The organism is Streptomyces sp. NPDC045955, assembly GCF_056430805.1.
In genome coordinates, this window is record NZ_JBWKKY010000021.1 from 108,242 (window position 1) to 133,344 (window position 25,103).

Annotated in this window: 18 protein-coding genes and 1 pseudogene; 10 read left to right on the forward strand and 9 right to left on the reverse strand. The window is 70.8% G+C overall.

Features of this window, described 5'->3' with window-relative positions:
* Positions 1 to 7 precede the first annotated feature (7 nt).
* A complete protein-coding gene (gene corA, locus AC07F0_RS32720) occupies positions 8 to 1,003 on the reverse strand; it encodes a magnesium/cobalt transporter CorA (RefSeq protein ID WP_478983593.1) in 996 nt (331 codons plus the stop codon).
* Positions 1,004 to 1,064: 61 nt separating this feature from the next.
* Between corA and AC07F0_RS32725 the strand changes: the two genes are divergently transcribed.
* The 4 genes from AC07F0_RS32725 to mshC all read left to right on the forward strand — a co-directional run bounded on the left by AC07F0_RS32725 (position 1,065) and on the right by mshC (position 4,535).
* Positions 1,065 to 1,751 carry a histidine phosphatase family protein gene (locus AC07F0_RS32725; protein ID WP_436727337.1) on the forward strand — a complete coding sequence of 229 codons (687 nt, stop codon included), beginning with the start codon at positions 1,065 to 1,067 and terminating at the stop codon, positions 1,749 to 1,751.
* A gap of 78 nt (positions 1,752 to 1,829) precedes the next feature.
* On the forward strand, positions 1,830 to 2,420 hold the full coding sequence (locus AC07F0_RS32730; protein WP_086600096.1) for a DUF3090 domain-containing protein: 591 nt from the start codon (positions 1,830 to 1,832) through the stop codon (positions 2,418 to 2,420).
* Entirely contained in the window at positions 2,384 to 3,211 is an 828-nt protein-coding gene (locus AC07F0_RS32735; protein ID WP_478983594.1) for an SCO1664 family protein, read from the forward strand. Before AC07F0_RS32730 ends, AC07F0_RS32735 begins: the two co-directional genes overlap by 37 nt.
* Positions 3,212 to 3,305: 94 nt before the next feature.
* Entirely contained in the window at positions 3,306 to 4,535 is a 1,230-nt protein-coding gene (gene mshC, locus AC07F0_RS32740) for a cysteine--1-D-myo-inosityl 2-amino-2-deoxy-alpha-D-glucopyranoside ligase (protein WP_478983595.1), read from the forward strand.
* Between the two features lie 69 nt (positions 4,536 to 4,604).
* Here the strand turns inward: mshC and AC07F0_RS32745 are convergent, their stop codons facing one another.
* From AC07F0_RS32745 to AC07F0_RS32770, 6 genes are all read right to left on the reverse strand, one after another.
* Positions 4,605 to 5,588 carry a PAC2 family protein gene (locus AC07F0_RS32745; protein WP_020276825.1) on the reverse strand — a complete coding sequence of 328 codons (984 nt, stop codon included), beginning with the start codon at positions 5,586 to 5,588 and terminating at the stop codon, positions 4,605 to 4,607.
* A 157-nt stretch (positions 5,589 to 5,745) separates the two neighbouring features.
* A complete protein-coding gene (locus AC07F0_RS32750; RefSeq protein WP_436727340.1) occupies positions 5,746 to 6,417 on the reverse strand; it encodes a FadR/GntR family transcriptional regulator in 672 nt (223 codons plus the stop codon).
* A 173-nt stretch (positions 6,418 to 6,590) separates the two neighbouring features.
* Positions 6,591 to 8,207: a glycerol-3-phosphate dehydrogenase/oxidase gene (locus AC07F0_RS32755; protein ID WP_478983597.1), complete on the reverse strand. Its 1,617-nt coding sequence runs from the start codon at positions 8,205 to 8,207 to the stop codon at positions 6,591 to 6,593.
* An 8-nt stretch (positions 8,208 to 8,215) separates the two neighbouring features.
* The gene (glpK, locus tag AC07F0_RS32760; RefSeq protein ID WP_478983598.1) at positions 8,216 to 9,754 is read right to left on the reverse strand and encodes a glycerol kinase GlpK; all 1,539 of its coding nucleotides are present in this window, start codon (positions 9,752 to 9,754) and stop codon (positions 8,216 to 8,218) included.
* A gap of 84 nt (positions 9,755 to 9,838) precedes the next feature.
* Positions 9,839 to 10,630 (reverse strand): MIP/aquaporin family protein, encoded by a 792-nt coding sequence (locus AC07F0_RS32765; protein WP_478983599.1) that lies wholly within the window; start codon positions 10,628 to 10,630, stop codon positions 9,839 to 9,841.
* A 287-nt stretch (positions 10,631 to 10,917) separates the two neighbouring features.
* Positions 10,918 to 11,691, reverse strand: a complete 774-nt coding sequence (locus AC07F0_RS32770; protein WP_020276830.1) for an IclR family transcriptional regulator — start codon at positions 11,689 to 11,691, stop codon at positions 10,918 to 10,920.
* Positions 11,692 to 12,086: 395 nt separating this feature from the next.
* On the opposite strand from AC07F0_RS32770, the gene metH reads away from it, so the two are divergent.
* From metH to AC07F0_RS32790, 4 genes are all read left to right on the forward strand, one after another.
* Complete coding sequence (metH, locus tag AC07F0_RS32775; RefSeq protein ID WP_478983600.1) at positions 12,087 to 15,599, forward strand: methionine synthase; 3,513 nt, start codon at positions 12,087 to 12,089, stop codon at positions 15,597 to 15,599.
* Between the two features lie 170 nt (positions 15,600 to 15,769).
* Complete coding sequence (locus AC07F0_RS32780) at positions 15,770 to 16,471, forward strand: HAD family hydrolase (RefSeq protein WP_478983601.1); 702 nt, start codon at positions 15,770 to 15,772, stop codon at positions 16,469 to 16,471.
* Positions 16,472 to 16,878: 407 nt separating this feature from the next.
* On the forward strand, positions 16,879 to 18,483 hold the full coding sequence (locus tag AC07F0_RS32785) for an ABC transporter substrate-binding protein (RefSeq protein WP_478983602.1): 1,605 nt from the start codon (positions 16,879 to 16,881) through the stop codon (positions 18,481 to 18,483).
* A gap of 107 nt (positions 18,484 to 18,590) precedes the next feature.
* A complete protein-coding gene (locus AC07F0_RS32790; RefSeq protein ID WP_478983603.1) occupies positions 18,591 to 20,174 on the forward strand; it encodes an ABC transporter substrate-binding protein in 1,584 nt (527 codons plus the stop codon).
* 79 nt (positions 20,175 to 20,253) lie between these two features.
* On the opposite strand, the gene AC07F0_RS32795 is transcribed toward AC07F0_RS32790, so the two are convergent.
* On the reverse strand, positions 20,254 to 20,925 hold the full coding sequence (locus AC07F0_RS32795; RefSeq protein ID WP_010045368.1) for a response regulator: 672 nt from the start codon (positions 20,923 to 20,925) through the stop codon (positions 20,254 to 20,256).
* A 14-nt stretch (positions 20,926 to 20,939) separates the two neighbouring features.
* Positions 20,940 to 21,960 (reverse strand): annotated as a pseudogene (locus AC07F0_RS32800) (RecB family exonuclease).
* Positions 21,961 to 22,148: 188 nt separating this feature from the next.
* Between AC07F0_RS32800 and AC07F0_RS32805 the strand changes: the two are divergent.
* Both AC07F0_RS32805 and AC07F0_RS32810 read left to right on the forward strand, forming a co-directional pair.
* Entirely contained in the window at positions 22,149 to 23,999 is a 1,851-nt protein-coding gene (locus AC07F0_RS32805; protein ID WP_478983604.1) for a site-2 protease family protein, read from the forward strand.
* Positions 24,000 to 24,055: 56 nt separating this feature from the next.
* Positions 24,056 to 24,958, forward strand: coding sequence for a tRNA (adenine-N1)-methyltransferase (locus AC07F0_RS32810; RefSeq protein WP_020274881.1), 903 nt, complete (start codon positions 24,056 to 24,058; stop codon positions 24,956 to 24,958).
* The last annotated feature ends 145 nt before the right edge of the window (positions 24,959 to 25,103 follow it).

Genomic DNA, 25,103 nt, shown 5'->3' on the forward strand with positions numbered 1-25,103 from the left:
GCCCGCCCTACAGCCAGCCCCGGCGCTTGAAGAGCCGGAACACCAGCACCTCGAGCACGGCCATCACCGCGATCAGCGCCGGATAGGACCACTCCCAGCGCAGCTCGGGCATGTGCTCGAAGTTCATGCCGTAGATCCCCGCGATCATCGTGGGGATCGCGGCCATGGCCGCCCACGCCGAGATCTTCCGCATGTCGTCGTTCTGCCGGACGCTCATCTGCGCCAGATGCGCGTTCAGGATGTCCGACACCAGCCGGTCCAGGTTCTCCACGGACTCGTTCACACGCGTGAGGTGATCGCTGACGTCGCGGAAGAACGGCCGCGCCCGGTCGTCCACGAACGGCACGGCCGCGCCGGCGGGTGCCGTGCCCGCCAGCCGGCTCATCGGCAGGGCCAGCGGCCCGGTCGCCCGGCGGAACTCCAGGACCTGCCGCTTGAAGTTGTAGATCCGCGACGCGGTGTGCCGCGAGCCCCCGTCGTCCGGTGAGAAGACCTCCGCCTCCAGTCCCTCCAGGTCGGCCTGCAGCTCGGTCGCGACCTCCAGGTAGTGGTCGACGGCGGCGTCGGCGACGGCGTAGAGGACGGCGGTGGGGCCGGTGCCCAGGAGGTCCGGCTCCTGCTCCAGCCGGCGCCGTACGGCCTTGAGCGGGGCGCCCTCGCCGTGCCGGACGGTGACGACGAACGCGTCGCCCAGGAAGATCATGATCTCGCCGGTGGAGACGGTGTCGCTCTGCGGCTCGTACGCCACGGGCTTGAGCACCACGAAGAGCGAGTCGTCATAGACCTCCAGCTTGGGCCGCTGGTGGGCCTTGAGGGCGTCCTCGACGGCCAGGGGATGCAGTCCGAACTCCTGCGTCACTTGGTCGAATTCGCGCTCCGTCGGCTCGTGCAGCCCGATCCACACGAAACCGCCCGCCCTGCGGGCCTCACCCAGGGCGTCGGAGAAGTCCTCCGGCCCTTCCGACCGGTGTCCCTCGCGGTAGATGGCACAGTCGACGATCACTAAGAGAGTCTCCCGTCACTCGAACGACACCGTACGCGCGCGTGCGCCTACGCTGGACCGCATGCCCACGTTGATCCTGGTCCGGCACGGACGTTCCACCGCCAACACCGAGGGACTGCTCGCCGGCTGGACGCCCGGTGTCGCCCTCGACGAACGAGGCACCGCGCAGGCCGCCGCGCTGCCCGGGCGGCTCGCCGAACTGCCCCTCGCCGAGATCGTCACCAGCCCGCTCCAGCGCTGCCAGGAGACGATCCGGCCCCTGCTCCAGGCCCGGCCGGACCTCAGCCCGCACACCGACGAGCGCATCGGCGAGTGCCACTACGGCGACTGGTCGGGGCGCAAGCTCGACGAGCTCAAGGACGAGCCCCTGATGGAGGTCGTGCAGGCCCACCCGTCCGCCGCGGCGTTCCCCGGTGGGGAGTCGATGCGGGCCATGCAGACACGCGCCGCCGAGGCCGTGCGCGAGTGGAACGCGCGCGTGGAGCGCGACCACGGCGCCGACGCCGTCTACCTCATGTGCTCGCACGGCGACATCATCAAGTCGCTCGTCGCGGACGCACTCGGACTTCATCTGGACCTCTTCCAGCGGATTTCCGTTGAACCGTGTTCCATCACCGCGATCCGCTACACCCGGCTGCGGCCATTTCTCGTCCGCCTCGGCGACACCGGCGACTTCACGTCCCTGGTGCCGCGCGAGGAACCGCCGGGCGACGAGGCCCCCGTCGGGGGTGGTGCGGGCGCACCGTGATCGTCGGCCGCAGTAGGGTGAAGCGGTCGCAGCAGTGCCGTGGTCACACGGTTCCCACGATTCCAATGGAGACAGGACGTGTCCCGTCAGGTGTTCCTCTACGACCATCCGGAGCGTTTCGTGGCCGGCACGGTCGGACTGCCCGGGCGCCGTTCGTTCTTCCTCCAGGCCTCCGCCGGCTCCCGGGTGACCAGCGTGGCCCTGGAGAAGACCCAGGTCGCCGCGCTCGCCGAACGCATGGACGAACTGCTCGACGAGGTCGTACGCCGTAGCGGAGGCAGCGCCGCCGTCCCCGCCGTCGCACCGTCGGAGATCACCGACACCGCCCCGCTGGACACCCCCATCGAGGAGGAGTTCCGGGTCGGCACGATGGCGCTCGCCTGGGACGGCGAGGAGCAGCTGATGATCGTCGAGGCGCAGGCGCTCGTCGAACTCGACGCCGACACCGAGGAGGACCTCGCCGAGGCCGAGGAGCGGCTGCTCCAGGACGAGGAGAACGGGCCCCCGATGCTGCGGGTCAGGCTCACCGGCGCGCAGGCGAGGGCCTTCGCCAAGCGCGCCCTCGACATCGTCAACGCCGGGCGGCCGCCGTGCCCGCTGTGCAGCCTCCCGCTCGACCCGGAAGGACACGTATGTCCGCGCCAGAACGGATACCGCCGCGGAGCGTGACACCTCCTCAGGCCGCCGAACTGCTCGCCCGGGGCGAACTCGCCGTGCGCGGACGCATCCGTGAGGCGTCCAACGCGGCCCTGTACTGCACGGTCTCCCTCGACGGCCGGGACGCGGCCTGCATCTACAAGCCGGTCGCCGGCGAGCGGCCCCTGTGGGACTTCCCCGACGGGACGCTCGCCCAGCGCGAGGTCGCCGCGTACGAGGTCTCCGAGGCGACCGGCTGGGGCCTGGTCCCGCCCACCGTGCTGCGGGACGGCCCCTACGGCGAGGGCATGTGCCAGCTGTGGGTCGAGGCGGCGCCGGAGGCGGAGCTGCTCGCGCTGGTCGACGGGGAGGAACCGGAGCCGGGCTGGAAGGCCGTCGGCTTCGCCGAGGTCGGCGAGGGCCGCACCGCGCTCCTCGTGCACGCGGACGACGAGCGGCTGCGGCGGCTCGCCGTGCTGGACGCCGTGCTCAACAACGCCGACCGCAAGGGCGGGCACCTGCTGCCGACCGGCGAGGGGCGGCTGTACGGGATCGACCACGGGGTCACCTTCAACGTCGAGAACAAGCTGCGGACCCTGTTGTGGGGGTGGGCGGGGGAGCCCCTCACACAGGAGGCCGTCGACGTCCTCGAAGGCCTCAGGAAGGACCTGGCGGACGGCGGTCCCCTCACGGCCCGGCTCCAGCCGCTGATCACCGGCTCGGAGATCGACGCCACCCGCGCGCGGGTCGCCGCGCTGCTCGCCTCGGGGAGGCATCCCGAGCCGAGCGGGGAGTGGCCGGCGATCCCCTGGCCACCCGTGTAGCAGCACAGACGCCGAGCTCCCGCAAGAGCGCCTTCTCGGCCGTCCGCTCCCCTCCCGTTCGTATATGGAACTTCAGTCCGGTTAGGCTCAAGGCATGCATGCCTGGCCCGCTTCCGAGGTCCCCGCCCTGCCTGGTCAGGGCCGCGACCTGAGGATCCACGACACCGCGACCGGCGGTCTGGTCACCCTCGACCCCGGTCCCGTCGCCCGTATCTACGTCTGTGGCATCACCCCGTACGACGCCACCCACATCGGACACGCGGCGACCTACAACGCGTTCGACCTCGTGCAGCGCGTGTGGCTCGACACCAAGCGGCAGGTTCACTACGTCCAGAACGTCACCGACGTCGACGACCCGCTCCTTGAGCGGGCGCAGCGCGACGGCATCGACTGGGCCGCGCTCGCCGAGCAGGAGACGGCCCTCTTCCGCGAGGACATGACGGCCCTGCGGATGCTCCCGCCGCGCGAGTACATAGGCGCCGTCGAGGCCATACCCGGGATCGTCCCGCTCGTCGAAAGGCTGCGTGACATGGGCGCGGCGTACGAGCTCGAAGGCGACGTGTACTTTTCCGTCGAGTCCGACCCGCACTTCGGCAAGGTCTCCGGGCTCGACGCCACGGCGATGCGGCTGCTGTCCGCCGAGCGCGGCGGCGACCCGGACCGGCCGGGCAAGAAGAACCCGCTCGACCCGATGCTGTGGATGGCGGCCCGGGAGGGCGAACCCAGCTGGGACGGCGGATCCCTCGGGCGCGGACGCCCCGGCTGGCACATCGAGTGCGTGGCCATCGCCCTCGACCACCTCGGCATGGGCTTCGACATCCAGGGCGGCGGCTCCGACCTGGCCTTCCCGCACCACGAGATGGGCGCCTCGCACGCCCAGGCCCTCACCGGCGAGTTCCCCATGGCCAAGGCGTACGTGCACGCCGGCATGGTCGCCCTCGACGGCGAGAAGATGTCCAAGTCCAAGGGCAACCTGGTCTTCGTCTCCAAGCTCCGGCGCGACGGCGTCGACCCGGCCGCCATCCGGCTCGCGCTGCTCGCCCACCACTACCGCGCCGACTGGGAATGGACCGACCAGGTCCTCGAGGACGCCGTGGCCCGGCTCGGCCGCTGGCGGGCCGCCGTGTCCCGGCCCGACGGGCCGTCGGCGGAGGCGCTCGTGGCGGAGATCCGCGAGGCCCTCGCCGACGACCTGGACGCCCCGGCCGCGCTCACCGCGGTCGACCGCTGGGCCGCCCTCCAGGAGCGCAGCGGCGGCACGGACGAGGGCGCCCCCGGGGTGGTCTCCCGGGCGGTGGACGCGCTGCTGGGCGTCGCGCTGTAGCCGTACCGCACGCGAGCGAAGGGGCGCCTCCCGGCCGGGAGGCGCCCCTGGTGCTGTGCTCGGTCCCGCTCAGTCCTCCGACGACTCCTCGTCGTCCGTGCCCGGCTTGGGCGGCTTCGGAGGCCGCGTACGGCCGCTGGGGTTGTCCCGCAGGTACGACGTGCTGTCGCTGCCGTCCGCCGTGGCGTGCCCGCCGGAGGCGGTCGGTCCGCCGCCGTCCCGGCGCCGCAGATAGCGCTCGAACTCACGGGCGATCGCCTCGCCGGACGCCTCCGGCAGCTCGGCGGTGTCCCGGGCCTCCTCCAGCGACTGGACGTACTCGGCGACCTCGCTGTCCTCGGCGGCCAACTGGTCCACGCCGACCTGCCAGGCGCGTGCGTCCTCGGGCAGCTCACCCAGCGGGATGCGCACGTCGATCAGATCCTCCAGCCGGTTCAGCAGGGCCAGCGTGGCCTTCGGGTTCGGCGGCTGCGACACGTAGTGCGGCACCGCCGCCCACAGCGAGACGGCCGGCACGCCCGCGTGCGTGCACGCCTCCTGGAGGACGCCGACGATGCCCGTGGGCCCCTCGTACTTGGTCTCCTCCAGGTCCATGCGACGGGCCAGGTCCGGGTCGGACGTCGTCCCGCTGATCGGAACCGGACGGGTGTGCGGGGTGTCACCGAGCAGGGCGCCCAGGACGACCACCAGTTCCACGCCGAGCTCGTGTGCGAAGCCGAGCAGTTCGTTGCAGAACGACCGCCAGCGCATGGACGGTTCGATGCCCCGGACCAGGACGAGATCGCGTGGCTTGTCCCCGCCGACCCGGACCACCGACAGCCTTGTCGTCGGCCAGGTGATCTTGCGGACACCGGCTTCCATGAACACCGTGGGGCGGTTGACCTGGAAGTCGTAGTAGTCCTCGGCGTCCAGCGCCGCGAAGACCTCGCCCTTCCACTCCCTGTCCAGATGCGCGACCGCGGTGGAGGCGGCGTCGCCGGCATCGTTCCAGCCCTCGAACGCGGCCACCATGACCGGGTCGATCAGCTCGGGAACCCCCTCGAGCTCGATCACCCAGCGCCTCCTTCCGACGTGCCCTCGCGTACCCCCCAACCTTACGGCGTGCCAAGGGGGCGCCCGCAGCCCCCTTGCAGAGGGAGTGACCCCATCACTGCCCCGCGATCAACCCCTGAACACCCCGGATTCATCCGAGCTGTGCGTGAGGCCCTGGTCACAGCGTGGAGCGCAGCCACTGCTCCACGCTCGCGATGTGAACCGTCGCCCACGAGCGCGCCGCCTCGGCGTCCCGGTCCCGCAGGGCCGCGAGGATCGCCCGGTGCTCGCGCAGTGTGCGGCCGACCGCGTCCTCCTGGGTGAGGCCGCGCCAGATCCGGGCCCGGGTGGTGGGGCCCGACAGCCCGTCGAGCAGCGAGCACAGCACGGAGTTGCCCGAGCTCTGCACGATGCCCCGGTGGAACTCCAGGTCGCAGCCGACGAGGTCCTCGACGGACGGGTCGTCACCCAGCTTGTCCAGCTGGGCCGTGAGTGCGTCGAGCTGCTGTTCGCTGATCCGCAGGGCGGCCATCGCCGTCGCCGCCGGCTCCAGGATGCGGCGTACCGCCAGGAACTCCAGGACCGTGTCGTCGCGGTGGAAGTCCACGACGAAGCTCAGCGCCTCCAGCAGCAGCTGCGGATCGAGGCTGGTGACGTATGTGCCGTCGCCCTGCCGGACGTCCAGGATCCGGATCAGGGACAGCGCGCGGACGGCCTCCCGCAGGGAGTTGCGCGACAGGCCTAGGTCGGCGGCGAGTTCGCTCTCCTTGGGCAGCCGGTCGCCCGGGCGCAGCGCGCCGGAGACGATCATGCCCTTGATCTTTTCGATCGCCTCGTCGGTGACTGCCATGGCCGGCCTCCCTGTCGCTCAAGACCTCCGACGTATCAGGTCATTATGGGGGTCGGGAACGCGGAAGGGGCGGCTCCGTCGGCGTGGAACCGCCCCTTCCGGCAACGGGATCCCCCCCGGGTCCCCGCGAGGGGTCCCCCGGCCCCCGTGACGGGGACCCTCCCGAGCCGTGCCTACTTCTTGTCGAGCAGGTCCTGGACCTTGGCGCGGACGTCGTCCGTGGCCAGGCCGCGGATCGTCAGCGTCGTGCGACGGCGCAGCACGTCGTCCTGCGTCTCGGCCCATTCGTGGTCACGGGCCCAGACGACCTGCGCCCAGATCTCCGGGGCGTCCGGGTGGACGCGCTCGGCGAGCTCGGGGCTCTCGTTGGCCAGACGGGCGATGTCGAAGGCCAGCGAGCCGTAGTGCGTGGCCAGGTGCCTGGCGGTGTCGGCCGCCATGCGCGGGCCGGGTGCCGGGCGGTCGGTCAGCAGCCGGTGGGCGACCGCGCGGGGGTTGGCGATGCCGGGCAGCGGCAGCTTCTTCGGCAGCGAGCTGATGGGCTCGAAGTCGTCGCCCAGCGGGTGGCCCGGCAGCGACTCCAGCTTCTTCATGATCGTGCGGCCGATGTGCCGGAACGTGGTCCACTTGCCGCCCGCGACGGACAGCATCCCGCCCTTGCCCTCGGTCACCACCGTCTCGCGCTTGGCCTTCGCGGTGTCGCCGGGGCCGCCCGGCAGCACGCGCAGGCCGGCGAAGGCGTACGTGATGAGGTCGCGGCTCAGCTGCTGGTCGCGGACCGAGAAGGCGGCCTCGTCGAGGATCTGGGATATGTCCTTGTCGGTGACCGCGACATCCGCCGGGTCGCCCTCGAACTCCTCGTCGGTGGTGCCCAGCAGCAGCATGTCCTCCCAGGGGAGGGCGAAGGTGATGCGGTACTTGTCGATCGGGGTCGCGAGCGCGGCCTTCCAGGGGGAGGTGCGCTTCAGGACCAGGTGGGCGCCCTTGGACAGGCGGATGGACGGCGCGGCGTTCGCGTCCTCCATGCGGCGCAGGTGGTCGACCCACGGGCCGGTCGCGTTCAGCACCAGCCGGGCGTTGACGCCGAACTCGTCGCCGGAGAGACGGTCCCTGAGCTCGGCGCCGGTGACGCGGCCCTGGGTGAAGCGCAGGCCCGTCACCTCGGCGTGGTTGAGGACGACCGCGCCCGCCTCGACGGCCCCGCGGACCGTCATCAGCGCCATGCGCGCGTCGTTCATCTGGTCGTCGCCGTACACGGCCACGGCCTTGAGGTTCTCGGTGCGCAGCTCGGGCACGTCCTGCGCGGCCTTGGCCGGCGAGAGCAGATGCCCGACGCCGTCGCCGAAGGCCGACAGCGCGGAGTAGGCGAAGACGCCCGCCCCGAGCTTCGCCGCGCCGTGCGGCCCGCCCTTGTAGACGGGGAGGTAGAACGTGAGCGGGTTCGCCAGGTGGGGAGCCACCTGCCGGGAGACCGCACGGCGCTCGAAGTGGTTCTCCGCCACCAGCTTCACCGCGCCGGTCTGCAGGTAGCGCAGACCGCCGTGGAGCAGCTTGGAGGAGGCGGAGGAGGTGGCACCGGCGAAGTCGCCGGCGTCGACCAGAGCCACCCTGAGGCCGGACTGCGCGGCGTGCCAGGCGGTGGAGATGCCCAGAATGCCGCCGCCGATCACGAGAAGGTCGTACGACGCCTTGGCGAGCTGCTCCCTGGTCTCGGCTCGGCTCGGGTTCGAGCCGGAGGACGGGCGCGTCCCCAGGGCAGGCACGGACTTCAGGGTGGACTGACTGGTCATACGGTTTCTTACTCCTCGTCCTCGAGCCAGCCCATGGTCCGCTCGACGGCCTTGAGCCAGTTCTTGTACTCACGGGCGCGGGTGTCCGCGTCCATGCGGGGGGTCCACTCGGCGGCCCGGCGCCAGTTGGCGCGCAGGTCGTCGGTGCTGTTCCAGAAGCCGACGGCGAGGCCGGCGGCGTAGGCGGCGCCGAGGCAGGTGGTCTCGGCGACCATCGGGCGCACCACGGGGGCGTCCACGAAGTCGGCGAGGGTCTGCATCAGCAGGTTGTTGGAGGTCATGCCGCCGTCGACCTTCAGGGCGGCCAGTTCGACGCCGGAGTCCTTCGTCATGGCGTCGGCGATCTCCCGCGTCTGCCAGGCGGTGGCCTCCAGGACGGCACGCGCCAGGTGCGCCTTGGTGACGTACCGGGTCAGGCCGGCGATCACACCGCGGGCGTCGGAGCGCCAGTACGGGGCGAACAGGCCGGAGAAGGCCGGCACGAAGTAGGCGCCGCCGTTGTCCTCCACCGACAGCGCGAGCGTCTCGATCTCGGCGGCCGTGGAGATCAGGCCCATCTGGTCGCGCATCCACTGCACCAGCGAACCGGTGACGGCGATCGAGCCCTCCAGGGCGTAGACCGTGTCCTGGTCGCCGATCTTGTAGCCGACGGTGGTCAGCAGACCGCTGTACGAGTTGATGATCTTGTCGCCGGTGTTCATCACCATGAAGGTGCCGGTGCCGTAGGTCGACTTGGTCTCGCCCTCGGCGAAACACGTCTGGCCGAACAGGGCGGCCTGCTGGTCGCCGAGCGCGGAGGCGACGGGGATGCCGCCGAGCAGGTCGCCCAGCTTGCCGCCGGTGATCTCGCCGTAGACCTCGGCGGAGGAGCGGATCTCGGGCAGGATCTGCTTCGGGACGCCGATGGACTCGCAGATCTTGTCGTCCCACTGCATCGTGTGCAGGTTCATCAGCATCGTGCGGGAGGCGTTGGTGACGTCCGTGACGTGCTTGCCGCCGTCGACACCGCCGGTCAGGTTCCAGATGACCCAGCTGTCCATGGTGCCGAAGAGGATGTCGCCCGCCTCGGCGCGCTCCTTCAGCCCGTCGACGTTGTCGAGCAGCCAGCGGGCCTTCGGACCGGCGAAGTAGGAGGCGAGGGGGAGACCCGTCTCGCGGCGGAAGCGGTCCTGGCCCACGTTGCGGCCGAGCTCGCGGCAGAGGGTGTCGGTGCGGGTGTCCTGCCAGACGATGGCGTTGTGGACGGGCTCACCGGTGTTCCTGTCCCACAGCACGGTCGTCTCGCGCTGGTTGGTGATGCCGATGGCCTTGATGTCGTCGCGGGTGATGCCGGCCTTCTCGATGGCCCCGGCGACGACCTCCTGGACGTTGGTCCAGATCTCGGTGGCGTTGTGCTCGACCCAGCCCGGCTTCGGGAAGATCTGCTCGTGTTCCTTCTGGTCGACGGACACGATCCGGCCGTCGCGGTCGAAGACGATGCAGCGGGACGAGGTGGTGCCCTGGTCGATGGCGGCGATGAAGGGGCCGGCGGTGTGCGCGTCGGTCACTGTGTGCTCCTGATAATTCCGGGTTTAAGGGGCTTTACGTACGGCGCGTGCTGGAAGTTTCGCGACGGGCGCGAGAACTGCTTCTCAGGCGAATGCGACGTTGTAGATGCCTGCCGCGATGGCGCCGCCGATCAGCGGACCGACCACCGGGACCCAGGCGTAGCCCCAGTCGGAGCCGCCCTTGTTGGGCAGGGGCAGCAGGGCGTGCACGATGCGCGGACCGAGGTCACGTGCCGGGTTGATCGCGTAGCCCGTCGGACCGCCGAGGGACAGGCCGATGGACACCACCACGAGCGCGGTGATCAGCGCGCCCAGCGTGCCCAGGCCGTTGCCCTTGTCGTTCAGGCCCTGGGTGAGCACGGCGAGCACGAGCACGACGGTGCCGATGATCTCCGTGGCGACGTTCTGCCAGGCGACCCGGACCTCGGGCCCCGTGGAGAAGACGCCCAGCACGGGGCCGGCGGCCTTCTCCTGGGCCTCGACGGCCTTGGCCGTGTCCTGCGCGCCCGGCCCGCCGACGATCTCCCGGTCGGTGAGATGCGCCTGGAACTGGCCGTAGTAGGCGATCCAGACCAGGGCGGCACCGATCATGGCGCCGAGGATCTGTCCGGCCCAGTAGACCGGGACGTTCTTCCAGTCGCCGTCCTTGATCGCGATCGCGAGGGTCACGGCGGGGTTCAGGTGGGCGCCGGACAGCGGCGCCGACGTGTAGACCGCCGTGAGCACCGCGAAGCCCCACCCGAAGGTGATGGCGAGCCAGCCGGCGTTACGGGCCTTGGAGGCCTTCAGCGTGACGGCGGCGCAGACTCCGCCGCCGAGGAGGATGAGTATGGCGGTACCGATGGTCTCGCCGATGAAGATGTCGGAGCTGGACACCCGCGACTCCTTTGTCCTTCGTCCAGGGGTGAAGTTCTATACCGGCCTGGCGTTGTCACACTCTAGCGCGTATTGCCGGTAGCTGTTCGACAATGTCGACCGATGGACGGGAGTCTTGCTTCGGCGTTACGAGCACGTCAAGGGCTGTGTTGTCGAAAACACGATCGTTACTGATCGCCGAGGCCCCGTGGATCTCCAGCGCGGCTCGCCGGCGGCCCCTGAGCGCGGGCATGCCGAGGACCGGAACGCCCTGTGGCGGCCCGGTCCTCGGTCCTCGCGTGTCCCCGTCAGAACCGCCCTGCACCCAGATCCCGGGAGACCGCGCGAGCGCAGTCCCGGACGGCCGCGATCAGCTCGGGGCGCAGCGCTCGCTCTTCGTCGGGCCGGCACAGCCGCTCCACGGCACCCGTGATGCCGACCGCGCCGACCGGCATGCGCCGCCGGTCGTGGATGGGTGCGGCCAGGGAGGCGACGCCCTCCCAGGTCTCCTCGACGTCCGCCGCGTAACCACGCGCGCGTGTGACGTCGAGGATGTGCTCGAAGTCCTCCGGCTCGCACACGGTCCGGTCCGTGAACGCCTTGCGGTCGGCCTCCAGGGCCTCGCTGTGCGCCACCGGGTCGTAGGCGGAGAGCACCTTGCCCAGAGCCGTGGAGTGCAGCGGCTGCATGGCCCCGATCTCCAGGACCTGCCTGCTGTCGTCGGGCCGGAACACGTGGTGCACGATCAGCACGCCCTGCTGGTGCAGCACGCCCAGGTAGACGCTCTCGCCGCTGGACCGCGCCAGGTCGTCGGTCCACACCAGGGCGCGCGCCCGCAGCTCGTGCACGTCGAGGTAGGTGGTGCCCAGGCGCAGCAGTTCCGCGCCGAGCTGGTAGCGCCCCGAGGTGTCGTCCTGCTCCACGAAGCCCTCTTGCTGGAGGGTGCGCAGGATGCCGTGAGCGGTGCCCTTGGCCAGGCCCAGCGACGAGGCGATGTCCGACAGGCCGAGCCGCCGCTCGCCGCCCGCGAGCAGCCGCAGCATCGCGGCCGCCCGTTCGAGCGACTGGATGTTCCGTGCCATCGCCGTACTGCCTCCGTCCCCTTCGACCGCCGACCAGCGGCGCCCGCAGCCTTTGTTCGGCAATGCCGAACACTACCGGTCGATGCCGACCTCTCGCTAATGGCGGTCACCATTTGTTGCGCCGGCGGGTCGCTTTGTGTCGCGGCGGCGTGTCGACCCGTGGGGCACCGGCGCCGCGCCGCGGCGCGTCACACGTGGCACATCAGGAGCACCTCAGGGGCTCATCAGTGCCACATGGGCGATCAGGCGCGCCATTCGCGTCCGTCCCGTGGACGCCCTGCCCATCGCGGCCCGTGCCCGGTTACGCTGGCGCCGTGCGCCGTTCCCCCGGATGCCCCCCGTGTGTCCGGGAAGCCGCATAGCCGACAGCCGTCGCACTCGAGGGAGCCCTTTACATGGCCTCGTTGCCACCGACCCCTTCCGACAGCCGGACCCGTGTGTCCGCCCTCCGAGAGGCCCTGGCCAGCCGTGTGGTCGTGGCCGACGGGGCCATGGGCACCATGCTCCAGGCGCAGGACCCGACGCTCGAGGACTTCGAGAATCTCGAAGGCTGTAACGAGATCCTCAACGTGACCCGGCCGGACATCGTCCGTTCCGTCCACGACGCGTACTTCGCGGTCGGCGTCGACTGCGTCGAGACCAACACCTTCGGCGCCAACCACACGGCCGCGGCGGAGTACGAGATCTCCGACCGGGTGCACGAACTGTCCGAGGCGGGTGCCCGGATCGCCCGCGAGGCGGCCGACGAGCACGCCGCCCGGGACGGCCGGCCGCGCTGGGTGCTCGGCTCGATCGGCCCGGGCACGAAGCTGCCCACGCTCGGCCACGTCACCTACGGCACCATCCGCGACGGCTACCAGGCCAACGCCGAGGGCCTGCTCGCCGGCGGCGCGGACGCGCTGCTCGTGGAGACCACGCAGGACCTGCTCCAGACGAAGGCCTCCGTCCTGGGCGCCCGCCGGGCCATGGAGGCCACCGGCGTCGAGGTGCCCCTGCTGTGCTCGATGGCCTTCGAGACCACCGGCACCATGCTGCTCGGTTCCGAGATCGGCGCGGCGCTGACCGCGCTGGAGCCGCTCGGCATCGACATGATCGGCCTGAACTGCTCCACCGGCCCGGCCGAGATGAGCGAGCACCTGCGCTATCTGACGCGCCACTCGCGCATCCCGCTGCTGTGCATGCCGAACGCCGGCCTGCCGATCCTCACCAAGGACGGCGCCCACTTCCCGCTCGACCCCGAGGGCCTGGCCGACGCCCAGCAGAACTTCGTCCGGGACTACGGCCTGTCCCTGGTCGGCGGCTGCTGCGGCACCACGCCGGAACACCTGCGCCAGCTGGTGGAGCGCGTCCGGGACGTCACCCCGAGCGAGCGCAGCCCGCAGCCCGAGCCGGGCGCGGCGTCGCTGTACCAGTCGGTGCCGTTCCGCCAGGACACCTCCTACCTGGCCATCGGCGAGCGGACGAACGCCAACGGCTCGAAGAAGTTCCGCGAGGCCATGCTGGACGGCCGCTGGGACGACTGCGTCGAGATGGCCCGCGAGCAGATCCGCGAAGGCGCGCACATGCTCGACCTGTGCGTGGACTACGTCGGCCGCGACGGCGTCGCCGACATGGAGGAACTGGCCGGCCGCTTCGCCACCGCCTCCACGCTGCCGATCGTGCTGGACTCCACCGAGGTCGACGTCATCCGGGCCGGTCTGGAGAAGCTCGGCGGCCGCGCGGTGATCAACTCGGTGAACTACGAGGACGGCGCCGGCCCCGAGTCCCGCTTCGCCAAGGTCACCCAGCTCGCCAGGGAGCACGGCGCCGCGCTGATCGCGCTGACCATCGACGAGGAGGGCCAGGCCCGCACCGCCGAGAAGAAGGTCGAGATCGCCGAACGGCTCATCGACGACCTGACCGGCAACTGGGGCATCCACGAGGAGGACATCCTCGTCGACTGCCTGACCTTCACCATCTGCACCGGCCAGGAGGAGTCCCGCAAGGACGGCATCGCCACCATCGAGGGCATCCGCGAGCTGAAGCGGCGCCACCCGAAGGTGCAGACCACCCTCGGCCTGTCCAACATCTCCTTCGGCCTCAACCCGGCCGCCCGCATCCTGCTCAACTCCGTCTTCCTCGACGAGTGCGTCAAGGCGGGCCTGGACTCGGCGATCGTGCACGCGAGCAAGATCCTGCCGATCGCCCGCTTCAGCGAGGAGGAGGTCCAGACGGCTCTGGACCTCATCTACGACCGCCGCGCCGAGGGCTACGACCCGCTGCAGAAGCTGATGCAGCTGTTCGAGGGCGCCACCGCCAAGTCCCTCAAGGCCGGCAAGGCCGAGGAACTGGCCGCCCTGCCGCTGGACGAGCGCCTGAAGCGGCGCATCATCGACGGTGAGAAGAACGGCCTGGAGGCCGACCTCGACGAGGCCCTGCAGTCCCGCCCGGCCCTGGACATCGTCAACGAGACGCTGCTGGAGGGCATGAAGGTCGTCGGTGAGCTGTTCGGCTCCGGCCAGATGCAGCTGCCGTTCGTCCTCCAGTCCGCCGAGGTGATGAAGACGGCCGTCGCCCACCTCGAACCGCACATGGAGAAGACCGACGAGGCCGGCAAGGGCACCATCGTGCTGGCCACCGTGCGCGGCGACGTGCACGACATCGGCAAGAACCTCGTCGACATCATCCTGACCAACAACGGCTACAACGTCGTCAACCTGGGCATCAAGCAGCCGGTCTCCGCGATCCTGGACGCCGCCGAGGAGCACAAGGCCGACGTCATCGGCATGTCCGGTCTCCTGGTCAAGTCCACCGTGATCATGAAGGAGAACCTGGAGGAGCTCAACACCCGGGGACTTGCCGCCCGCTTCCCGGTGATCCTCGGCGGCGCCGCCCTCACCCGCGCCTACGTCGAACAGGACCTGCACGAGATCTACGCGGGCGAGGTCCGCTACGCCCGCGACGCCTTCGAGGGCCTGCGCCTGATGGACGCCCTGATCGGCGTCAAGCGGGGCGTGCCCGGTGCGAAGCTGCCCGAGCTGAAGCAGCGCCGCGTGCGGGCCACCGCCCCGGCCGCCGTCGAGGAGCACCCCGAGGAGGGGCACGTCCGCTCCGACGTCGCCACCGACAACCCGGTCCCCGAGCCGCCCTTCCGCGGCACCCGTGTGATCAAGGGCATCCAGCTCAAGGAGTACGCGAGCTGGCTCGACGAGGGCGCCCTGTTCAAGGGCCAGTGGGGCCTGAAGCAGGCCCGCACCGGCGAGGGCCCGTCGTACGAGGAACTGGTCGAGGGCGAGGGCCGGCCCCGGCTGCGCGGGCTGCTGGACAAGCTCCAGACGGAGAACCTGCTGGAGGCGGCCGTGGTCTACGGCTACTTCCCGTGCGTCTCCAAGGACGACGATCTGATCATCCTGGACGAGCAGGGCAACGAGCGCACCCGCTTCACCTTCCCGCGCCAGCGCCGCGGCCGGCGCCTGTGCCTGGCCGACTTCTTCCGCCCGGAGGAGTCCGGCGAGACCGACGTCGTGGGCCTCCAGGTCGTCACCGTCGGCTCGCGCATCGGCGAGGAGACCGCGCGGCTCTTCGAGGCCAACGCCTACCGCGACTACCTCGAACTGCACGGCCTGTCCGTGCAGCTGGCCGAGGCGCTCGCCGAGTACTGGCACGCGCGCGTGCGATCCGAACTCGGCTTCGCCGGCGAGGACCCGGACGAGATGCAGGGCATGTTCGAGCTGAAGTACCGGGGGGCCCGCTTCTCCCTGGGCTACGGCGCCTGCCCCAACCTGGAGGACCGCGCGAAGATCGCCGACCTGCTCCAGCCGGAGCGCATCGGCGTCCACCTGTCCGAGGAGTTCCAGCTGCACCCCGAGCAGTCCACGGACGCCATCGTGATCCACCACCCGGAGGCGAAGTACTTCAACGCCCGCTGAGCCGCCCCGTCGGGCACACGCCACAGCGACCCCCGGTGTATGCACGTTGTGCCCGGGGGCACAGCGGTTAAACGAGGCACTTCGACCGCACACGACGTAGACTGGTCGGTCCACTGCAGGCCGGTTCCCACGTGGGAACCGGCCTGATCGTCCCTCAAGGAGGTAGGTGGATGACCAGTACGGTCCCCGCGCTCGGTACACGTACGGCCGAGGGCTCGGCCCTGCAGGCCGTGCTCCTCGACATGGACGGCACCCTGGTGGACACGGAGGGCTTCTGGTGGGACGTCGAGGTCGAGGTCTTCGCCTCCCTCGGCCACAGGCTGGACGAGTCCTGGCGGCATGTCGTGGTCGGCGGTCCCATGACCCGCAGCGCGGGGTTCCTGATCGAGGCCACCGGCGCGGACATCACCCTCGACGAGCTCACGGTCCTGCTGAACGACGGCTTCGAGGAGCGCATCGGCCACGCCCTGCCGCTGATGCCCGGCGCCGGCCGGCTGCTGGCCGAGCTGTACGAGTACGAGATCCCCACGGCCCTGGTCTCCGCCTCGCACCGGCGCATCATCGACCGGGTGCTGACCTCCCTGGGCGCCCACCACTTCAGCCTCACGGTGGCCGGTGACGAGGTGCCGCGCACCAAGCCCCACCCCGACCCTTATCTGGCGGCCGCCGCCGGCCTCGGAGCCGAGCCCGCCCGGTGCGCCGTCATCGAGGACACCGCGACCGGAGTCGCCGCCGCCGAGGCCGCGGGCTGCCAAGTCGTGGCGGTGCCCTCCGTGGCCCCCATCGCCCCGGCCCTGAGGCGTACGGTCGTCACCTCTCTCGAAGAGGTCGACCTGACATTTCTGCACGGCCTGATGACGGAAATGCGCTAGCTGTTCACCCAGCGTGCAGCGGTGTTAGGAGGGTAATTCCGAAGTGAATTCGAACTCCCCGGAGGATCGAATTCCCGCACGCTCGCACCCGTTTACGGGTGTGACGTTCCCCACGCAGTCCGGGGTCGACAGCAGGTCCGGAGCATGCTGCGCACCTCTTCAAGAGGGCTGTCGGCGTGCCCTTGTGTCCCGATTGATGGAACGCTGCACCAAAGCTTCCGCTGTCGGGTTTTCGGTGCGTCCACGCCCGGTTCCGCAGCGTGATGGGTGCTCAACTCCGGTGGCGGCGAACCCTCCTGCCGACCGCGACTAATCTCGACGCGAGAACATCGCCCCACCCCCGTGATCCGCTGCGCCACCCCTGCATGCCGGGTACACGGAGTCGACAGCTCTGGAGAAACTCGAGCATGAACCGCAAGACTTTGGTGCTGCCGGCCGTGATCGGCCTGCTCGCGCCGGTGCTCGCCGCCTGCGGCGGGACGGACAGCGGGAGCGACAACGGCGACGCGATCGTCGTCGGCACCACGGACCGGTTCACCGCCTCGAAGGACGCCCCCGCACCCCTCGACCCGGCGTACGCCTACGACGTCGGCACCTGGAACATCCTGCGCCAGACCGTGCAGACCCTGATGATCCAGCCGCGCGGCGAGGGCGAGCCGGTACCCGAGGCCGCCGAGCGCTGCGGCTTCACCGACACCGGCAACGAGCGCTACGCCTGCACCCTGCGCGACGGACTGAAGTTCGCGAACGGCGACTCCGTCACCGCGGCCGACGTCAAGTACTCGATCGACCGCGCCCGTTCCCTCAAGGCCGACAGCGGCGTGTTCGCGCTGCTGTCCACCATCGACACCGTCGAGACGCAGGGCGACCGCGAGGTCATCTTCCACCTCAAGACCGCCGACGCGACGTTCCCGTACAAGCTGTCGACCCCGGTCGCCGGCATCGTCGACCCCGACGACTACCCGAAGAACAAGCTGCGCGACGGCTTCGACCTCGAGGGCTCCGGCCCGTACACGCTCAAGGCCGAGGTCGAGAACAACGAGATGGTCAAGGCCCGGTTCACCCGGAACCCCTCCTACAAGGGGAGCCTGAAGGTGAACAACGACAAGGTCGACATGGTCTCCTTCAAGGACGCCGACGCCATGGGCACGGCGTTGAACAAGGGCGACATCGACCTGATGACCCGTGCGATGTCACCGGAGCAGATCCGCAAGCTCTCGGGCGACGCGGACACCGGCATCGACCTCGTCGAGATGCCCGGCCTGGAGATCCGCTACCTGGGCTTCAACACCGACGCCCCGACCGTGAAGTCCAAGGCCGTACGCCAGGCGATGGCCCAGGTCGTCAACCGCAGCGCGCTGGTCTCCAAGGTCTACGGATCGCAGGCCGAGCCGCTGTACTCGCTCGTCCCGGCCAGCGTCACCGGCCACTCCAACTCGTTCTTCAACAAGTACGGCGACCCGAACGTCACCAAGGCGCGCTCGCTGCTCAACCAGGCGAACGTCACCGCCCCGGTGAAGCTGACGCTGCACTACACGACCGACCACTACGGTCCGGCCACCAAGCAGGAGTTCCAGGTCCTCCGCGACCAGCTGAACTCCAGCGGCCTGTTCGACGTCAGCGTCAAGGGCACGCCGTGGGACACCTTCCGCCCGGCTGAGAAGAAGGGCGACTACGACGTCTACGGCATGGGCTGGTTCCCGGACTTCCCGGACGCCGACAACTTCCTCGCGCCCTTCCTGGACAAGGACAACACCCTCGGCTCGCCGTACGACAACAGCCGGATCCGCAACACCCTGATCCCGGAGTCGCGCCGTGAGGCGGACCGGCTGTCCGCCTCCAGCAGCCTGACGGACATTCAGGACATCGTCGCCTCCGACGTACCGGTGCTGCCGCTGTGGCAGGGCAAGCAGTACGTCGCCGCGCGCGACGACATCACGGGTACCGCGTACGCCCTCAACTCCTCGTCGACGCTCCAGTTGTGGGAGCTCGGCCGGGGCGTGAGTGGCTGACGGACCCATGGGAACCCCGGGGCCGGTGACCGCGGCCCCCGGGGAACCGTGCCCGGAGCCAGGGACATGCTCCGGGCGTTCTCGAGAACCGACGACAGGGCACACACGTGAACATACGCAACCAGTGGCCGGTCCTGCCCCTCGTGGCGGGGCTTGCCTCCGGCCTGCTGACCGGCTGTGGAACGGAGGCCGGAGACTCCGCGGGGGACGGCTCCAACGTGGTGGTGGGGATGTCCGACGACGTCCTGGCCACCGACCCTGCATCCGGCTACGACCCCGGCTCCTGGCTGTTGTTCAACAACGTCTTCCAGTCGCTGCTCAGCTTCCCCAAGGGCGCCACGGAACCCCAGCCGGAGGCAGCCGAGAGCTGCTCCTTCAGCGACACGCAGACCACGGTCTACAAGTGCACGCTGAAGGACGGCCTCAAGTTCAGCAACGGTGACCAGCTCACTTCCGAGGACGTCAAGTTCTCCTTTGACCGCATGCTGAAGATCAACGACCCCGACGGGCCCGCGATCATGTTCCCGACGCTGGACAAGGTCGAGACGCCCGACGAGAAGACGGTCGTCTTCCGGCTCAACACGGCCGACGCCACCTTCCCGAGCAAGATCGCCTCCGGCGCCGGCTCCATCGTCGACCACCGCCAGTACGACGCGGACGGGCTGCGCAAGGACGGCAAGGCCGTCGGCTCCGGCCCCTACCAGCTCGACTCGATCGACGAACAGCAGGCCGTCTTCTCCGTCAACGAGAACTACAAGGGCACCGCCGAGGTGAAGAACGCCGGCGTGACGCTCAAGTTCTTCGACGGCGATCAGACCGCCCTGAAGCAGGCGATCCAGGCCGGGGACGTCGACATCGCCTACCGCGGCCTCACCGCCGGCGACATCGCGGACATGGAGAAGGCCGACGACGGCACCGGCGTCGAGGTCGTCGAGGGCAGCAGCGCCGAGGTCCAGCACCTGGTGTTCAACATGGACGACCCGGTCGCCGGAAAGCCCGGCGTGCGCAAGGCCATCGCCCACCTGCTCGACCGCGAAGCCCTCATCAAGGACGTCTACCAGGGCACCGCGACCCCGCTGTACTCGATCATCCCGGCGGGCATCGCCGGCCACAACACGGCCTTCTTCGACACCTACGGCGCACGCCCCTCCAAGTCCAAGGCGGCCGACGCACTGCGCGCCGACGGCATCAACGGCAAGGTGAAGCTCACCCTTTGGTCGACGCCGTCCCGCTACGGCCCCGCCACCGACCAGGAGCTGAACGCCATCGCCGGCCAGCTCAACGCGAGCGGCCTGTTCGACGCCACCGTCAAGTCCGTCCCCTTCGGGCAGTACGAGAAGGACATCGCCGCCGGCAAGTACGGCGTCTACGTGAAGGGCTGGGTGCCCGACTACCCGGACGCCGACAACTTCACGGCCCCCTTCTTCGGCAAGGACAACGTGCTGGACAACAACTACGACAACGGCACCATCACCGGCACGCTCATCCCGCGCACCGCCGCCCTGACCAACCGCGCCTCCACCGAAAAGGAGTTCGGCGAGCTCCAGGACATCGTCGCCGACGAGCTGCCCGTCCTGCCGGTGTGGCAGGCCAAGCAGTACGCGGTCGTCCGCGACGGCGTGTACGGACTGGAGTACTGCCTCGACGCGTCCACCGTGTTCCGCTTCTGGGAGCTGAGCAAGGACGCCTGACGCACCCGCGTGCGTGAAGGAAGAGGGCGCCCCCTGCTCGGCAGGGGGCGCCCTCTTCGTGTTTCCGGGTGGTGGGAGGCTACTGCGCGCCGGGGCGCACCAGCCCGCTCTCGTAGGCGTACACCGCGGCCTGCACGCGGTCGCGCAGGCCCAGTTTGGTGAGCACATGCCCCACGTGCGTCTTGACGGTGGTCTCGCTGACGAACAGGTCGGCGGCGATCTCGGCGTTGGACAGCCCGCGCGCCACCAGCTTCAGCACCTCCACCTCGCGGTCGGTGAGCGTGTGCAGCGTGTCCGGCACCGGCTCCTCGCCCGAGGGCAGATGCGTGGCGTACTTGTCGAGCAGCCGCCTGGTGATGCTCGGCGCGAGCATCGCCTCACCCGCGGCCACGACCCGGATCGCCTGCACCAGCTCGTTGGCCGGGGCGTCCTTCAGCAGGAAGCCGCTGGCACCGGCCCGCAGGGCCTCCACCACGTACTCGTCGAGGTCGAAGGTGGTCAGCACCAGGACTTTGGCCGGACCGTCCCGCCCGGGGCCGGTGATCTGACGGGTCGCCTCCACACCGTCCATCCGCGGCATGCGGATGTCCATCAGGACCACATCGGGCTGCAGCGCCCGCACCTGGTCCAGCGCCTGGAGGCCGTCTCCGGCCTCGCCGACGACCGCGAGGTCCTGCTCGGCCTCCAGGATCATCCGGAAGCCCGTACGGAGCAGGGGCTGGTCGTCGACCAGTAGGACGCGGATGGCCACGTAAGTCTCCTTCGCTAGTCCGGCCCCATTCTGCCCTGCGCCAGGCCGCCGGACTCAGCCGCCCTGGCCGGTCGCCCGCAGCGGCAGCGGGTACGGCGGGGGAGTGCCGCCGAACTCCGGGCAGTGGGCCTGGTGGTCGCACCAGCCGCACAGCTTCGTGGGGCGCGGCCGCCAGTCGCCCGTCTCCGTCGCCAGCCGGATCGCCTCCCACAGCGCGAGCAGCTTGCGCTCGACCCGCTCCAGGTCGGCGAGGACGGGGTCGTACGTCAGCACCTGACCGCTGCCGAGGTAGACCAGCTGGAGCCGCCTCGGTACCACGTTCTTCAGCCGCCACACGACCAGGGCGTAGAACTTCATCTGGAACAGGGCGCCCTCGGAGTACTCGGGCCTGGGGGCCTTGCCCGTCTTGTAGTCGACGATCCGGACCTCGCCCGTGGGCGCCACGTCGACCCGGTCGATGATCCCGCGCAGCCGCAGCCCGGACTCCAGCTCGGCCTCGACGAACAGCTCCCGCTCGGCCGGCTCGAGACGGCTGGGATCCTCCAGGCTGAACCAGCGCTCGACGAGCTGCTCGGCCTCGCCCAGCCAGCGCGCCAGCCGCTCGCCCTGCGGATCGTCGGCGAACAGCTCGACGACCTCCGGCCGCGTCTCCCGCAGCCGGTCCCACTGGCCCGGGATCAGCGACTTCGCCCGCGGTGCCGTGCGCTCCGCCGCCGGGGCGTCGAAGAGGCGCTCCAGGACCGCGTGCACCAGCGTCCCTCTGGTCGCCGCCTCGCTCGGCTTCTCCGGCAGCCGGTCGATGACCCGGAAGCGGTAGAGCAGCGGGCACTGCATGAAGTCACTGGCACGCGAGGGGGACAGAGAGGCGGGCGGTATGGCCGGGGGCGCGGTCTCGGCAGCGGTCTCGGCCGCCTTCTCCACTGCTGTCTCCGCCGTCTCGACGGCCGCCTCCACAAGCCCGGACGGGGCCGGCGGATCCACCGCCGCGGCAGGGCTGCTGTCGGGCTGCGCCGCGCCTTCGGTGCTCGTCTCCATGCCCCAGACCATACGGGCCGCCACTGACAGTGACCCAGCCGCGGTCTCGCCGCGGACGGGAGTCGGGAGAGGGGACCGAGGGAAACTCAGGGGTGCCGGGGCGGAAGGCACCTCGCCGGACGCATACCATCGACTCGAGACCCTCCCGTCCGGCAGGCGCGGGAGACGATGCGAACGAGGGGACACCGGTGGACGAGAGCGGCGGGCGCGGGCAGCCGCGGTCCGGCAACGAGGAGTCGGCCGAGCGCCACGCAGGGCCTCCGGCCCGGGCCACCGACCCCACCTCCGCCGACGAACAGTCCACGGACGTACGGCGGTTCACCTCCACGAGCGACGACGACGCCCCTGCCACGACGCCGCCGACCCGGCCGGACGACCGCCCGTCTTTGCAGACACCCGGACCGGCGGCGGACGAGGCCCCTGACGCCGACCGCCCGGCCGCGCGGCCGGGAGCCCCGGCACCGGGCCCGGACCCGGCCACCACCACCGACGGCCCTCCGCAAGCGGCACCCGGCGAGCATCCCGACGGCGCCGAGGCGGCCGCCGCTCGCGGCGGGGACGCCGACAGCAGCCGCGCAGAGGGCGACGCGGACCGCCCGGTGACCGATGCCCTTCGTAAGCCACCCGCCCACGGCGAGGACGACGGCAGCCGCTCGCCGGATGCCGACGCGCACCGAGACCGACCCGAAGCCGACACCCACGGCGACCACGACAGCAGCCGGCCGGCGCAGGGCGCCGCGCACCCCGACCGTGCCTACGCCACCGGTCCGCACACGGACCCCGCCGCGGGCAGGCCCGATGCGACCAGCCGGCACGCCACCCCGGGCACCGGTGACCGCCACCTCGCGCACTCGGCCGACGGCAAGGGCCCCGCGCCCCAGCGCCCGGAGCCGCGAGGCGGACTGCTGATGGGACGGCCGTTCGGCGTGCCCGTCTACGTCGCGCCCAGCTGGTTCCTCGTCGCCGCGCTGATCACCTGGGTGTTCGGCGGACAGCTGGAGCGCGTGCTGCCCGAGCTCGGCGCCGCCCGGTACCTGGTCTCCCTGTTCTTCGCGGTCGCCTTCTACGCGTCCGTGCTGGTGCACGAGCTGGCCCACACGGTCGCCGCCCTCCGCTTCAAGCTCCCCGTCCGCCGCATCCAGCTCCAGTTCTTCGGCGGCGTCTCCGAGATCGAGAAGGAGGCGGAGACCCCCGGCCGGGAGTTCGTGCTCGCCTTCGTCGGACCGCTGCTCTCCCTCGCCCTGGCCGGCGTCTTCTACGCCGCCGTGCAGGCCGTGGAACCCGGCACGGTTCCGGGCGTCCTGCTGGCCGGCCTGATGATCTCCAACCTGATCGTGGCCGCCTTCAACCTCCTGCCCGGCCTGCCCCTGGACGGCGGCCGCATGCTCCGCGCGGTCGTGTGGAAGATCACCGGCAAGCCGATGACCGGCACCGTCGCCGCCGCCTGGGTCGGCCGCGCCCTCGCCGTCTCCGTCCTGATCGGCCTGCCCCTGCTGACCCAGTCCGGCGCCCTCGGCACCGACGCCGTGGACAACGTCGGCATGGACACCGTCCTGGACGCCCTGCTCGCCGCCATCCTCGCCGCGATCATCTGGACCGGCGCCGGCAACAGTCTGCGCATGGCCCGACTGCGTGAGCACCTCCCCGAACTGCGCGCCCGCGCGCTCACCCGCCGTGCCGTCCCGGTCGAGACCCACACCCCCCTCTCGGAGGCCCTGCGCCGCGCCAACGCCGCCGGCGCCCGCGCCCTGGTCGTCGTCGACGCCCATGGCAACCCCGTCTCCCTCGTCCGCGAGGCCGCCATCGTGGGCGTACCCGAACACCGCCGCCCCTGGGTCGCGGTCAGCGGCCTCGCCCAGGACCTGACCGACGGCATGCGCGTCTCCGCGGAACTGTCCGGCGAGGAGCTCCTGGACGCGCTCCGGGCCACCCCCGCGACCGAGTACCTGGTGGTCGAGGAGACCGGCGAGATCTACGGCGTCCTGTCCGCGGCCGACGTGGAACGAGCCTTCGTGAAGGCCATGGCCCGTCCCTCCTAGCCGGTAGCCGGCGGACCGTGGTCGGAGGCCCTCCCAGGTGCCGGTAGGCTGGTCACATGTCCGAACCGACCGGTGCCGCCCGCAGGCGCGGGCCCTTCAAGGTCGGGGACCAGGTACAGCTGACCGACCCCAAGGGCCGCCACTACACGTTCACGCTCGAGGCCGGGAAGAACTTCCACACCCACAAGGGTTCCTTCCCCCACGACGAACTGATCGGTGCTCCCGAGGGCAGCGTTGTCCGCACCACGGGAAACGTCGCCTATCTCGCGCTGCGCCCCCTGCTCCCCGACTACGTCCTGTCCATGCCCCGCGGGGCAGCCGTCGTCTACCCGAAGGACGCGGGGCAGATCCTCGCCTTCGCCGACATCTTCCCCGGCGCCCGCGTCGTGGAGGCCGGTGTCGGCTCCGGCTCGCTCAGCAGCTTCCTGCTGCGCGCCATCGGCGACCAGGGCATGCTGCACAGCTACGAGCGCCGCGCGGACTTCGCCGAGATCGCCCAGGCGAACGTGGAGCGCTACTTCGGCGGCCCGCACCCCGCCTGGCAGCTCACCGTCGGCGACCTCCAGGACAACCTGTCCGACGCCGACGTCGACCGCGTCATCCTCGACATGCTCGCCCCCTGGGAGTGCCTGGAGGCCGTCTCCAAGGCGCTGGTCCCCGGTGGCATCCTGTGCTGCTACGTGGCGACCACCACCCAGCTCGCCCGGACCGTCGAGTCCATCCGCGAGATCGGCTGCTTCAACGAGCCGACCTCCTGGGAGACGATGATCCGCAACTGGCACATCGAGGGCCTGGCCGTCCGCCCGGACCACCGGATGATCGGCCACACCGGCTTCCTGCTCACGGCCCGCCGCCTCGCGGACGGCGTCGAGCCGCCCATGCGCCGCCGCCGCCCCGCCAAGGGCGCCTACGGCGAGGACTACGCCGGCCCCAACGCCGACGGCGGCACCGGCCGCTGACACGGCCCGCCGACCCGCACAACGCACCGGGGGAGGGGGGGGGGGGGGGGGGGGGGGGGGGGGGGGGGGGGCGGGGGGGGGGAGGGGGGGGGGGGGGGGGGGGGGGGAGGGGAGGAGGGGGGGGAGGGGGGGGGGGTGGGGGGGG

Coding starts and splice junctions, on each gene's coding strand:
- AC07F0_RS32725 (WP_436727337.1), top strand. CDS start 1,065: ATGCCCACGTTGATCCTGGTCCGGCACGGACGTTCCACCGCCAACACC.
- AC07F0_RS32735 (WP_478983594.1), top strand. CDS start 2,384: ATGTCCGCGCCAGAACGGATACCGCCGCGGAGCGTGACACCTCCTCAG.
- mshC (WP_478983595.1), top strand. CDS start 3,306: ATGCATGCCTGGCCCGCTTCCGAGGTCCCCGCCCTGCCTGGTCAGGGC.
- AC07F0_RS32750 (WP_436727340.1), bottom strand. CDS start 6,417: ATGGCAGTCACCGACGAGGCGATCGAAAAGATCAAGGGCATGATCGTC.
- AC07F0_RS32755 (WP_478983597.1), bottom strand. CDS start 8,207: ATGACCAGTCAGTCCACCCTGAAGTCCGTGCCTGCCCTGGGGACGCGC.
- AC07F0_RS32770 (WP_020276830.1), bottom strand. CDS start 11,691: ATGGCACGGAACATCCAGTCGCTCGAACGGGCGGCCGCGATGCTGCGG.
- metH (WP_478983600.1), top strand. CDS start 12,087: ATGGCCTCGTTGCCACCGACCCCTTCCGACAGCCGGACCCGTGTGTCC.
- AC07F0_RS32780 (WP_478983601.1), top strand. CDS start 15,770: ATGACCAGTACGGTCCCCGCGCTCGGTACACGTACGGCCGAGGGCTCG.
- AC07F0_RS32785 (WP_478983602.1), top strand. CDS start 16,879: ATGAACCGCAAGACTTTGGTGCTGCCGGCCGTGATCGGCCTGCTCGCG.
- AC07F0_RS32810 (WP_020274881.1), top strand. CDS start 24,056: ATGTCCGAACCGACCGGTGCCGCCCGCAGGCGCGGGCCCTTCAAGGTC.